Consider the following 13,065-nt stretch of genomic DNA (forward strand, 5'->3'; position numbering starts at 1 on the left):
AATTAAGAATGATTATGGCACTTTACCAAATCCCCTGGAGCAAAAGCACCATTTTCTGTAATAATGGCTGTAATTAACTTTGCGGGAGTAACATCAAAAGCAGGGTTATAAAATTCTACTCCTGAAGGTGTCAAAACAGTATCACCAACTTGATAAACTTCTGAAGGATGACGTTCTTCAATAGGAATTTGACTACCATTAGCTAAGGTAAAATCAATGGTAGAAATCGGTGCAGCGACAAAGAACGGAATATTATGAGCTTTAGCAACAATGGCTAAACTGTAAGTACCGATTTTATTAGCAGTATCTCCATTGGCAGCTATTCTATCAGCACCGACAACCACCGCATCAATTAAACCTTGTTGCATACAATGGGCGGCCATATTATCAGTAATAACTGTAACGGGAATTCCTTCTTGTACACATTCCCAAGCGGTTAGTTTTGCACCTTGTAAACGAGGACGGGTTTCATCTGCAAATACTCGTGTGAGTCTTCCTTCTCTCCAAGCAGAACGCACTACACCTAAAGCAGTACCATAACCAGCGGTTGCTAAAGCACCAGCATTACAGTGAGTTAATATGATTAATTTTTCGGGTGTTTTGGGTAAAACATTTAAACCGTGATCACCTATTTTTTCACAGGTTTGGATATCTTCAGCGTTGATAGTTTGGGCAGTTTCTAGGAGATTTTGTTTAATTTCTGGGATAGTTCCCAAAGTTTCATAAGCAGTTTTCATCATTCTCCCAATTGCCCAAAATAAGTTTACCGCAGTGGGACGGGTAGAACGCAATAACTGGGCGACTTGTTCTAAACGGTTTAAAAATTCCGTGCGATCGCTCGTTTCAATTTCTCTTGCACCCAAATACATTCCGTAAGCAGCCGCAACACCAATAGCCGGCGCACCTCTAACTATCATAGTTATAATGGCCTCGGCCATGTCTTCGCTACGATTAATTTCTACCACTGCATACTCATTTGGTAAACGGGTTTGATCTATGAGTAAAACTGAGTTATTCTGCCAAACAACGGGATAAAGCATAAATTGGTAATGGGTAATGGGTAATTGGTGATTGGTAATAGCAAAACTGTCACCTATCACCTGTCACCTGTCACCTGTCACCTAACATTGTGGAAAATAAAGAATCATCATAGCAACATTGGGTTGATTATGAGCGATCGCAAATATTTTTTACCATCTGCGTTTTTTGCTTAACAATTTTTAACATGATTTTGACCCAAAAATCCCAAAAAAGTTTCAACACTCGTTTTTACCCTCAAATTATTGAGAATGGTTGCGAATGACTCAACGTAATTTCAAGGGTCTTGACTTCTGACAGGGTTGTGTTATGATAGTCTTGAAGATAATCCAAGGGTTTTATATACCCAAAAACTGAAATTTCCACTGGATCAGATTTTTTATTGGAATTTATAATATAGAATAGAAAACGCAGATGAACGCAGATAAACGCAGATAAATTTTTCAGCTTTCATCTGAATAAATGGGATATTTGATTTAAATTAATAGGGGCTGGTAATAGGTAATAGGTAATAGTAAAACTGTCCCCAGTCCCCAATCACCAATCACCAATCACCAATCACCCACTACTGGGGAAAATAAAGAATCATCATTGCAACTTTGGGATGATGATGAGCGATCGCCTCGGGAATATGACCAAGTAGGGAAAATATCTGGCTTTTTTGTGCTACAGTTCCATTTAACAATAATAAGTCATTAGGTTTGAGTAACCGTGATACTTCTCTGACAAAATTACCTTGCAATTTTTGTACAGGGATATCTGCTGGTATGATCCCATCTGTTAAATCAATATCTACTCCTTTGCTACTGACGACTTGCAAAAGTTGTAAAGATGCTTTTAATTCGGTGGCTAAAGTTTTAGCTAGTTTAATATTTTGGGTAAAAGAAATAGCTTGTGCTTGTTGGGTAGTAAAAGCTAAAAATACTCGTGATGTATGTTCAATTGGTAAAGGAAAACGACTGACTAAAACTGGTACAGAACTGCGTTGCACAATTTTATCAATCACACCACCAAATAAATTTTCTTGGTAAGTGGAATAACCTTTCCAACCACAGACTATCACACTAGCTTGTTTTTCTTCTGCTACTCTAGCAATTCCTTTATCAATTGATTCATCAATTCTGCCAATAGGTAAAACTTTAGTAACTGCGGCATGGGCGATCATTTCTGCGGTGGAAAGTAATTGATTTTGTCTAGCTTTATCTGCGGGTGAAATTGCTTCACCTTCTTCTATTAAAATGTGTAAAGGTAATAAAGTTCCAGCAGCAGACTTAGCTAAGATCATTGCTAACTTTAACAGGTTATCTTCAGTTTTGGGGTTAGCTACAGGAACTAAAACGCGATCGCCTAATTTTCCACCTTGAGGTTTTTGAGTAGTAGCATCTTCTGGTTTGATTTTTTTTCCCCATTTTGCTGTCACCCAAGGAGAAGCAATACAGGTAACTAAAATCATAGCTATTGTACCATTTACGGTTAATTGATCTACCAATTTGATATTATAAGCAACAGTAATTGCAGCTAAGGTAGAAGCAGCTTGAGCTACTGACAACCCAAATATCACCATAATTTTATCATGGTTAAAAGCAAATAATTTACCTGCACCCCAAGCAGGAAGATATTTAGCAATAATGGCAACCGTCACCATTACACCAGATACTATTAAAGATTTTGGTTCTTGAATCAGAATTTTGGGATTTACCAACATTCCCACAGAAATGAGGAAAAATGGTACAAATAAAGTATTACCAATAAATTGAATCCGATTCATTAACGGACTAAGTTGGGGGATTAATTGGGTAATAGCAACTCCCGCTAAAAAAGCGCCAATAATCGGTTCTATTTGGACGATATCAGCACCGTAAGAAACTACAAACAACGTAGCGAGAACAAAAGTAAACTCTGCCCCTTCATCATGTCCAAATCTTCTAAAAAACCACTTTCCTAAACGGGGAACACCCCAAAGAGTCAGGAAAGTGTAAATAATCAGAGAAGGAATTAAAAATAACCAAAACTGTAAGGTTAAATTACCTTGATGCGCCCTGACAACTACCGCTAATACTAACAGTGCTAAAATATTAGTAATTAAAGTACCGCCAAGAGTAGTAGTTAAAACTTGCGATCGCATAATTCCCAATTTACTCGCTATCGGTAAAGCCAATAATGTATGGGAAGCAAAACAAGAAGCCACCAAAATAGCAGGTAAAAAACCATAACCTATCGCTAACATTGCCACCGTACCCAAGATCATCGGAATAGCAAATGTCAACAACCCAAAAATTAACGCCTTATCCGCGTTATATTTCATGTCATCGAGGCTCGTTTCCAAACCTGCCATAAACATCAAAAACAACAAACCAACAGTACCCAAAAGGACAATAGTGCTATCTCTGGCTAAAAGTCCGAAACCATGAGGACCAACTATCACCCCAGCCAAAATTAAACCTACGATACCTGGAAGGCGGATTTTTTCAAATAATAGGGGTGCAATTAGCATTATCCCTAAAATTGTCAAAAATACAGGTACAGGTTCTTTAATAGGCGCAGAAACCACAGTCGGCAATAAAAAATTAATGGCATCTATGAACATAGATATTTCTCAGGTAGGAAGTTAGCATTCGACTAAAATATCTATTAATTTCTGAAAATACAAATGCCTTTAGTAGCTATTTTGAGATAGATTTTCGGAAATCGTAAGCATTCAGCTATCAGTAATCAGTAATCAGCTTATAACAGCAAAAACAAAAATTTATCAGCATTAATTGAGGAAATTTACACTTTGTGTAGGGAGCATCCCAATTTTGAAAAAAATAAACACAGCCACACCAAAAACTCTCCCTCAACTCTCTTAACTTTGTGTACTTTGCGTCCTTTGCGGTTCAATCATATCAAGACTTGGGTGCATATTATTTCCATGGATAAAAATAAATTTACACATTTAAGATGCTCCCTCTGTGCATTTGTTATTGTTCTTTGTATTTTAGCGTTGAAAGCTGATAACTGACGGCTGAATACTTACCGGAAATTAAGTAAGTTTTTCCTTTAAAGATGCTACTAAAGCTGGTAAATGTTCTGTAGCCTTACCCTCAAGGACAGTAAACCCATCTAATACATCATACAGTACCTCTGAAAGTAGGAATACCGCTTTCTGCGGAAAGTCCAGCACCACTAAATACAACTATCATAATTTTTCAAACCTTCTTCTCGTTATCGTTCCCAGTCTGAGACTGGGAATGCCATTTTAGAGTCTCTGACTCAAGTATAAGCATTTTTTTGTCTGAATCAGGATGTCCAAGATTTGAGTATTTTCAGGATGTTGTTTGATGATGGTTGGTTACGCACAAGTCACAGAAGAATGAACCACGAAGAACGCAAAGGACACGAAGGTAAGAGGTTTTAGAGAGATTTTCTGTTTTCATCCTGTACATCCTTTAATCCTGGTTATCCTGATTCAGACAAAATACAATTTCTGAAAACTTAGATCAATCTTCAAAAACCATCCTGTAAATCCTTAAATCCTCGAAATCAATAACTTTTTGACTTTTGACTTCCCTACGGGTGTTCTGATTTAGATTATTCTAACCGCTAAATTTTGATAGTCTTATCACCACTCCCACGTTTAAGCTGATTACTGATAGCTGAATGCTTACTCAAAATTGATATTACTCTCCCATCTTTTCAAATAAATCTGCTAATACCACATTAGAAAATAAAAACCCATCAGGATCAGTTAACCGCAATTTTTCCCCCATAATTTGTACCCAACCTTTACCCAAATAAGGATACAAACATTGTTTGATTTCTGCTACTTTTTCTGTACCAAACTTTTGGGTTAATGTCTTTAAATTCAAACCGGATGCTAAACGCAAACCCAGCATTAAAGTTTCTAATAATTCTTCCTCTATAGGTGTGATTTCACAATCAATAATTGCACCATTTTCTAACCATTGATAATATTCTTTGGTTTTACGAGGACGGGTAAAGCGTTTACCTTGTACATAACTAGCTGCACCCATTCCGAAACCGTAATAAGACAAATTTTGCCAATAAACTAAATTATGTTGACATTGATGTCCGCTTTTGGCATAGTTGGAAATTTCATAATGTTCATAACGTGCATCTGTTAATATTTTTTGCCCTAATTGATACATTTTGACAGTGGTTTCATCTGTCGGTAGGGGTTGATCTCCTGGTTGGTAATAACGTCCGAAAGCTGTACCCGGTTCTATGGTTAAATCATAAATAGATATATGTGTTGGCGAAATTTCTACCGCTTTAGTTAGGGAATTTTCCCATTGATCTAAAGACTGATGTGGTAAACCAGAAATTAAGTCTATGCTAAATTCGGGTATTTCGACTTGGTGAATTAAATCAATAGCTGCAAAAATATCTTCAACTGAGTGCGATCGCCCTGCAATTTTTAACAATTCTGCTGCAAACGTTTGCACACCCAAACTTACCCGGTTCACACCTGCATTTTTATATCCTGTGATATGTGCTAAATCAAAAGTACCGGGGTCCATTTCCATTGAAATTTCTACACTTGATACAATGCCAAAACGCTTTTCTAATGTTGTTAAAATCTGTTGTAATTGTTCTGTAGATAACAGCGAAGGTGTACCACCACCAAAGAAAATGGTTTTTAAAGGTTGATTAAAAGTGGGTGCAGAGTTTATTTCTTGACAAACTGCCTCAACATATTGACTAATTGTATGTGATGTTTCACCCCGTGAGCGATCGCCCACCACAAACACCGGAAAATCACAATAAAAACACCGCCGACGACAAAAAGGAATATGTACATAAGCAGCAGTAGGAACAGAAAAACTCATAATATTTTAGATTTTAGATTTTAGATTTTAGATTGATTTGATCTCAAAATTAGGATTAGGTGATAAATTACCAATTACCAATTACCAATTACCCATTCTCAGTTTCTTTACAACAATTCATCTTTTGATAACAAAAATAATAATAATTATGCAAGGAAAAGTCTTTGGGTATAATGTTTGCATAATTGTATTAACTGGTAAACCTATAGTGTAAGTTCATATTTCCCAAGCAATCACCGTTGAAATAAAAAATACCTTACTCTAATGGGTAAACACAGTCGCAGGAAACATTATCATGCTTGATTTCACTATCATTCTCTCATTTATTATCGCATCTGCCGGAATCGGTTATTTCAGTACCGACCTCCTCCCCTCTGGAACTCTTGACGGAGTAACCAACCTAGACGCTTTACGCTTAGTTGTTGCTGTCTTTGCTGCTATCATCGGTGGTGCAGTGGGTTTAAGTTTCCAGACTACCTACCGCCGCTTAGAAGCACAAGTGAAAGAAATGCCTCTAGAAGTCATTTTAACTCGTGCCATTGGTTTAGTAATTGGGTTATTACTGGCTAATTTAATGTTAGCCCCGCTATTTTTATTACCCATTCCCGCAGATTTCAGCTTTATTAAACCTATAGTAGCTGTTGTTGGCAGTATCATACTTTCCGTAACGGGTATGAATTTAGCAGATACCCACGGACGGGGTTTATTACGCTTAATTAATCCTAACACTGTGGAAACTTTAGTAGTGGAAGGAACTCTCAAACCTGCAAATACTAAAGTTTTAGATACTAGCTGCATTATTGATGGCCGCATTGAAGCATTGTTAGAAACGGGATTTTTAGAAGGAGTAATAATTGTTCCCCGGTTTATTTTGCAAGAGTTACAACAAGTAGCTGACGCAAGTAAAGATGTAAAACGGGTGCGAGGTAGAAGAGGTTTAGACATTCTCAACCGCATCCGAGAAACTTACCCAGAAAGGATTTTGATTAATCCTGTAGACTATGAAGAGATTCATACAGTTGATGCAAAATTGGTAAAATTTGCCCAAGAAATTAACGGAACACTATTAACTAATGACTACAATTTATCAAAAGTTGCTAGTGTGCAAAAAGTCCCAGTTTTGAATGTTAATGATTTAGTAAATGCGGTGCGTCCTTCTTATTTACCTGGTGATAATATTGATTTGAAAATTCTCAAAGAAGGTAAAGAACCAACTCAAGGTATCGGTTATCTTGATGATGGAACAATGGTAGTTGTTGAAGAGGGAAGCGGTTTTGTGGGTGCTGAACTGCGTGTAGTTGTCACCAGTGCTTTACAAACCTCAGCAGGGAGAATGATTTTTGCTAAACCTCAAGCTTCCGCTTTAGCGTGAGGAAAATGCTAAAGAAAATAGCTGTTTTCCCATCCCTGATTTCTTGAGTCAGGGATTTTGTATTTTAATCCTGACTCCTGTACGGGAATTTTAGATTTTAGATTTTAGATTTCAGATTTTAGATTAAAAAAATTGGGTATAAGTCCATGTCCTTGGAACCATCCCAATTTTTCAACTTGATTTTTCAACTTGAGTTTTCATCAATTTCTGCACACTTACCAAAGCTCGATTTAATTCATAATTTCTGATTTCTGGATTTTGTAAAAAAGCTTGTTGTTCTTCTTCTATCATTTTTACATCTTGTACCACCAAACCGTCAAGTAATTTCTGCGCTGCACCAAATAAGCTATCTTTAATAAACTTCCGAAACCATACTGGTAATTTGTGTAATCTCCAAAAAGCATTGAGTGAGGTAAAATGAATTAAATAAGCTTTGGTTTCTGTCTCGTTTACTGGACATAATAAACAGTAAATTTTAAAATCTTTACCCAAGGTAGACACCCAATGAGGATAAACATAACTCACGTCTAATGGTTCAGGATGCAACCGACGCAAAGCAGGAAAAAATAATTGAGAAATTGACCAAATTTTATCTATTTTATAATAACTTTGGGCTGTATAATGGGCATGAACTTTATTTTCATCTTCATCAATATTTTGCAGTGATGCTTCCGCCCAAGCTTGTAAATCTTGATGCAAATGTCCGTGATACATATCCATCAAATTTTCAATTAAATAAGAATAATGAGCTTGTGTTTGAATGGTGGAAACTGTGGCAATATAATTTAAATTATCCCATTCTGGTAAACCCATTGGTTCTTTATTTGGTTCTTTATTTCCCGGAAATAACCAAATAAAACCATCTTGTTCTTTCACAGGATAACGGCGAATTTTACAAGTTGGTAATTTTTGATTATCTGCTAAATAGGGAACTGCTGCACATTCACCTTCACTATTGAACCGCCAACCGTGATAAGCACATTCTAATTCGTTGTTTATTACTTGCCCATGACTAAGTTTAACTTGACGATGGGGACAACGGTCTTCTAAAGCGTGAATTTTTCCTGTACTATCTCGATAAAGTGCGATCGCCTGTTTCCAAATTGTTACAGCTAAAGAATTATTTGTAACTTCGTAACTTCGTGCAACCACATACCAATGATTAGGGTTAATTCCTAATTGGCGGACACTTTTTGGTAACAATGGAGAAATAGATGCGTTTGTTTCAGGTATTGTTTGTTGCATAAAATATTAATATTTAGGTATATTCCAAGATATAATATAAAAATAATATTTGATTTTTGCTCTCACTCACTAGACAAACCTTTATTTCTTCTTTCCTGTTCCCTGTTCCCTAAACTTCTGACAAAAGCCAATTTTGCCTACAAACGATAAAGTAGTTGTAGATTAAAGCAGTAACTATATTGAGGAAAAAATCTGTATGACAAGCTACCAAGAAACTCTCACTCCTGATGAATTAGTTGATGAACTCATTGCCGAAACATCCAGTATTAATCATGTAGAATTAATTGAAAATGTCATTAGCACCTTAGAAGAAGATAAAAGCGCAATGGTTAGCCATTCACCAGATGGCGCTTATCTGTGGAAATTTAAATATGGAACAGTGGAAGTATTCGTACAACTCACAGGTCCTAGTGATGAAGATACTATCACGGTTTGGGCTGGGGTGCTGAAATTACCCGCTAAAGATGAACCCAAATTAATGCGTTATCTGTTAGAGTTGAACTGTACTGTTACCTTGGAAGCTCGTTTTGGCATAATTGAAAACCAAGTAGTTGTCATTTCCACACGCACTGTAGCAGAATTGTCACCAGGGGAAATTTCCCGGATCATTACTATTGTGGCCACTATCGCCGATAATTATGATGAGCCTTTGATTGCAGATTATGGTATAGCATAGGCAATTTTAGATTTTAGATTTTGAATTTTAGATTTTGGATTTTAGATTTTGTGGTAAAACAGGTTTGGCGACTAATTCCTTGTTTTGCGGCTGCTGGTAAAATACAAATGGCAGTTGACAGATGGTTGCTAGAACAGCATGAGTCAGGAAAACATCCTTCCACTCTGCGGTTTTATACTTGGTCGCCTCCTGCGATTTCTTTGGGTTATCATCAAAAAAAATACCCGGAATTTTGGGAAAATTTATCCACTAATTTCACTGAGAATGGTGATAAACTTGATTTGGTACGTCGTCCTAGTGGTGGTAGAGCAGTTTTACACCAAGGTGATTTAACTTACGCAGTCATCACTTCGGGAATACCGGGTAGTCGGTTACAAGCTTATACCAAGATTTGTGAATTTTTGATTGCTGGATGGCGATCGCTCGGTGTAGAGTTAAACTACGGTCAAGCTGGCCGTGGTTATATTCACAACCCTAACTGTTTTGCAACTGCTACAGGTGCAGATTTAATTTTAGCAGATGGCAGTAAATTAATTGGTAGCGCCCAACTGCGACGGGGAAAGGCAATCTTACAACATGGTTCTATAATTTTACACCCAAATGGGGATTTATTTCAACAAGTATTTGGGAAAGATACTTTTACACCTGTGAAACTACCTGAAAATTTAGATCAAGAAACGATCATTAATACTTTAACTGATGCAGCTTCTGATAGTTTTAATATGCAGGTTGAAATACAACCACTTTCTGAAATTGAATGGGAAGAAATTTTAGCAAAAGCACAATATTAATAAATATTGTTTTTTTATATTTCATCTCATGCAAAAAACGTCCGGGAGTGTTACCGTGTTTCCACCCCAGACGCTTTTTGAACTTTGCTCCTCACACACAACTAGAATATATCACTGGTTCAATAGAATAGCAAGAGTTTTCTTGGAAATTTTATATTAGTAAATTAAATATATCGTTTGCAGGGAAAATACAGCCAAATAAAAAACGCCTGGGAGTGTTACCGTGTTTCCACCCCAAGCGTTTTTTATATTCAACATTGCTCCTCACACACAATGGTTAAGTTATCACTGCTAATTTAAAAAACAAGTATTGTGAGTGACACTTTCAAAACTGCACTAATGTTAGGGACTGGGGACTGGGGACTGGGTTATTAACTTCCCTTTCTTCCCCATCTCCCCATCTCCGCATCTCTCCTGACTCCTGACTCCTGACTCCTTGAACTCCTAATTAGTGTAAAAAGTGCCGCACACCAGTTACAACCATCAATAAACCCAGTTCATCAGCAGCTTTGATAGAGTCTTTATCTCGCAGACTTCCCCCTGGTTGCACAATAGCAGTAATTCCCGCTGCGGCTGCGGTTCTCACGGTATCATCAAAGGGGAAGAAACCATCACTGGCTAAAACTGCACCTTGGGTTTTTTCTCCTGCTTGTTCAACTGCTATTTTTGTCGAACCTACCCGGTTCATTTGTCCCGCACCTACGCCTAAAGTTGTCCGGTCTTTGCTGATGACAATAGCATTAGATTTAACGTGTTTACAAACTTTCCAAGCAAACAACAATTCTGCTAATTCTGCCTGTGTGGGTTGACGTTTGGTGACAACTTGCCATTTAGCGGTATCTGCAACGATATCATCCGCAGTTTGCGCTAGGAAACCGCCAGCGATCGCTCTTACAGTTTCTTTGGGTCCAGTGAGCAAATCTGGTAAAATCAGAACTCTGACATTACCTTTCTTAGTTAAAATTTCCTGGGCTTCTTGATCACAACTCGGTGCAACCACGCATTCTAAAAATGTCTTCGTTAATTCCGTCGCTGTGGCTGCATCAATAGCCCGGTTTAAAGCCACAATACCACCAAAAGCTGAGGTAGAATCAGCATTAAAAGCTTTTTGATAAGCGTCGAAAATACTTTCTGCTTCCGCAGTTCCACAGGGGTTAGTGTGTTTAATAATTGTCGCTGCTGGACTTGCGGTAAATTCAGCAATAATGCGTCGTGCAGCTTCTAAATCTACCAAATTATTATAACTGAGTTCCTTACCTTGCAGTTTAGTTGCTGCTGCCCAACCTGTGGGTTTAGTTCCGGTTTGATACCAAGCTGCGGGTTGATGGGGGTTTTCTCCATAACGCAGAGGTTGAATTTGTGTACCGGAAACGGTGTAAGTTTCTGGTAAACCTTCACTTTGCGTACCCGCTAGATAAGCTGCAATGGCGTTATCATAACTTGCAGTGTGCAAAAATCCTTTTAAGGCGCATTTTTGACGAAATTCTAAAGAAGCAGAACCATTTTGGCGTAATTCCTGTAAATACTCATCATATTGAGCCGGATCACATAATACTGTGAGATGGGCAAAGTTTTTTGATGAAGCGCGTAACATTGCCGGACCGCCAATATCAATTTGTTCTACTGCGTCTGCTAAGGTGACACCAGGTTTAGCAATGGTTTCTTCAAAAGGATAAAGGTTAACGACGACGAGATCAATAGGACGAATTTGGTTATCTTCTAAATCTTTGACATCTTGCTCAACATCGCGCCGTGCTAAAATACCGCCATGTATGCGGGGATGGAGTGTTTTTACCCGACCGCCTAATATTTCTGGTGAGCCTGTATAATCTGAAACCTTGGTAACAGTAATTCCCGCATCTTTCAGGGTTTTGGCTGTTCCCCCACTGCTGATGATATCAAAGCCAAATTCCTCAACCAAGCTGCGGGCTAGGTCAATTATACCAGTTTTGTTAGATACACTCAGCAATGCTAGACGCGCCATAGTTCCCCTGTTTATTTTGGATTACAGTTTTGCAAATAGATGATTATTGTACCTAATGGGGTGCTGTTGGGAAATACGGAAAAACGAACCACAGAGGAAAGAGGAAGAAATGAACCACGAAGACACGAAGAACACGAAGAGAAGAGGGTATAAGAGAGATTTTGCGTAATTAATATCTATATATTGCTGATATCACCAAATATTCTAACTCCTGACTCCTGACTCCTGACTCCTGACTCCTGACTCCTGACTCCTGACTCCTAATAATATTATTGTTGACTCAATTCAATAATATTTCCATCTGGGTCTTTTGTGAAGAGGGCAGGACGACCGGAAGCACTTTCTTGAAATGGGTAATTATGACTTTGTAATTCTGTTTTTGCTGCTTCTAAGTCCACAACTGAAAATGCAATGTGGGGGTTACGTCCCCATTTTTCGTTTTGGTTTTCTGTGGGGACGGATGGGGATACTATTAAATGTATTTGATAGTTACCGAGTTGATACCATGCACCGGGATATTTAAGGGTGCGGTCAATTTTTGCTAGTCCTAATATTGTGCCATAAAAGTGTTCTGAGCGTTCTAAGTCGGTGACGAGGATGGCGGTGTGGAGAGTTTGGGTAATTTGCATTTTTGGGTGATATGATAGTGGGTATATTTATTTATGGAGCTTGATTATCAAGTAGGTGTTATTATGATTTTGGTTTTGTGATAAAAACTATTAATATAGCAATTGTAGATGCAATTATGACGGAAATTAAATTTGCGATTGAAGGTGAAGATGCCATCCAAGCTACAGAGGAACTTTTGGCAATTGAGGGCATAACTGGTAACTATACCGTAAATTCAGAAGAGGTGAAAAAAGAGGCAGTAATTACCACTGTAGCCACTATAATTGGTCTTGTGGGTGGAACTCTGGCCATTGCTGAACAAATTCGCAAATGGTATCAAGAGTATAAACAAAAACAATCTGGTAAAAAGATTGCTAAAGTTCTGATTGTCGGCCGCAACGGTAGACGATTATTGTTAGAAAATGCTACAATTGAGCAAATTCGCCAAATTTTAGAATCTTAAACAGAAATATCTCTCAAACCCTCATTTCTCTGTGTTCTCTGCGCCTCTGCGGTTCGTT

General features: G+C 37.8%; 10 protein-coding genes. 4 read left to right on the plus strand and 6 right to left on the minus strand.

Annotated features, from left to right (window positions below):
* Positions 1–2: 2 nt before the first annotated feature.
* The 3 genes from mtnA to hemW all read right to left on the minus strand — a co-directional run bounded on the left by mtnA (position 3) and on the right by hemW (position 5,867).
* On the minus strand, positions 3–1,040 hold the full coding sequence (gene mtnA / locus K2F26_RS04440; protein ID WP_194053099.1) for an S-methyl-5-thioribose-1-phosphate isomerase: 1,038 nt from the start codon (positions 1,038–1,040) through the stop codon (positions 3–5).
* A 563-nt stretch (positions 1,041–1,603) separates the two neighbouring features.
* On the minus strand, positions 1,604–3,625 hold the full coding sequence (locus tag K2F26_RS04445) for a cation:proton antiporter domain-containing protein (RefSeq protein ID WP_220610508.1): 2,022 nt from the start codon (positions 3,623–3,625) through the stop codon (positions 1,604–1,606).
* Between the two features lie 1,072 nt (positions 3,626–4,697).
* Positions 4,698–5,867, minus strand: coding sequence for a radical SAM family heme chaperone HemW (gene hemW, locus K2F26_RS04450; RefSeq protein WP_220610509.1), 1,170 nt, complete (start codon positions 5,865–5,867; stop codon positions 4,698–4,700).
* Between the two features lie 295 nt (positions 5,868–6,162).
* Between hemW and K2F26_RS04455 the strand changes: the two genes are divergently transcribed.
* Positions 6,163–7,239, plus strand: a complete 1,077-nt coding sequence (locus K2F26_RS04455; RefSeq protein WP_220610510.1) for a PIN/TRAM domain-containing protein — start codon at positions 6,163–6,165, stop codon at positions 7,237–7,239.
* Between the two features lie 171 nt (positions 7,240–7,410).
* On the opposite strand, the gene K2F26_RS04460 is transcribed toward K2F26_RS04455, so the two are convergent.
* Positions 7,411–8,484 (minus strand): aromatic ring-hydroxylating dioxygenase subunit alpha, encoded by a 1,074-nt coding sequence (locus tag K2F26_RS04460; RefSeq protein ID WP_220610511.1) that lies wholly within the window; start codon positions 8,482–8,484, stop codon positions 7,411–7,413.
* A gap of 196 nt (positions 8,485–8,680) precedes the next feature.
* Between K2F26_RS04460 and K2F26_RS04465 the strand changes: the two genes are divergently transcribed.
* The gene (locus K2F26_RS04465) at positions 8,681–9,160 is read left to right on the plus strand and encodes a YbjN domain-containing protein (protein ID WP_220610512.1); all 480 of its coding nucleotides are present in this window, start codon (positions 8,681–8,683) and stop codon (positions 9,158–9,160) included.
* 107 nt (positions 9,161–9,267) lie between these two features.
* Positions 9,268–9,951 carry a lipoate--protein ligase family protein gene (locus K2F26_RS04470; RefSeq protein WP_220611773.1) on the plus strand — a complete coding sequence of 228 codons (684 nt, stop codon included), beginning with the start codon at positions 9,268–9,270 and terminating at the stop codon, positions 9,949–9,951.
* 448 nt (positions 9,952–10,399) lie between these two features.
* Here the strand turns inward: K2F26_RS04470 and purH are convergent, their stop codons facing one another.
* The gene (gene purH / locus K2F26_RS04475) at positions 10,400–11,935 is read right to left on the minus strand and encodes a bifunctional phosphoribosylaminoimidazolecarboxamide formyltransferase/IMP cyclohydrolase (protein ID WP_220610513.1); all 1,536 of its coding nucleotides are present in this window, start codon (positions 11,933–11,935) and stop codon (positions 10,400–10,402) included.
* 269 nt (positions 11,936–12,204) lie between these two features.
* Positions 12,205–12,564 carry a VOC family protein gene (locus K2F26_RS04480; RefSeq protein ID WP_220610514.1) on the minus strand — a complete coding sequence of 120 codons (360 nt, stop codon included), beginning with the start codon at positions 12,562–12,564 and terminating at the stop codon, positions 12,205–12,207.
* Between the two features lie 116 nt (positions 12,565–12,680).
* On the opposite strand from K2F26_RS04480, the gene K2F26_RS04485 reads away from it, so the two are divergent.
* Positions 12,681–13,007 carry a hypothetical protein gene (locus K2F26_RS04485; RefSeq protein WP_220611774.1) on the plus strand — a complete coding sequence of 109 codons (327 nt, stop codon included), beginning with the start codon at positions 12,681–12,683 and terminating at the stop codon, positions 13,005–13,007.
* The last annotated feature ends 58 nt before the right edge of the window (positions 13,008–13,065 follow it).

The organism is Sphaerospermopsis torques-reginae ITEP-024, from assembly GCF_019598945.1.
Lineage (GTDB): Bacteria > Cyanobacteriota > Cyanobacteriia > Cyanobacteriales > Nostocaceae > Sphaerospermopsis.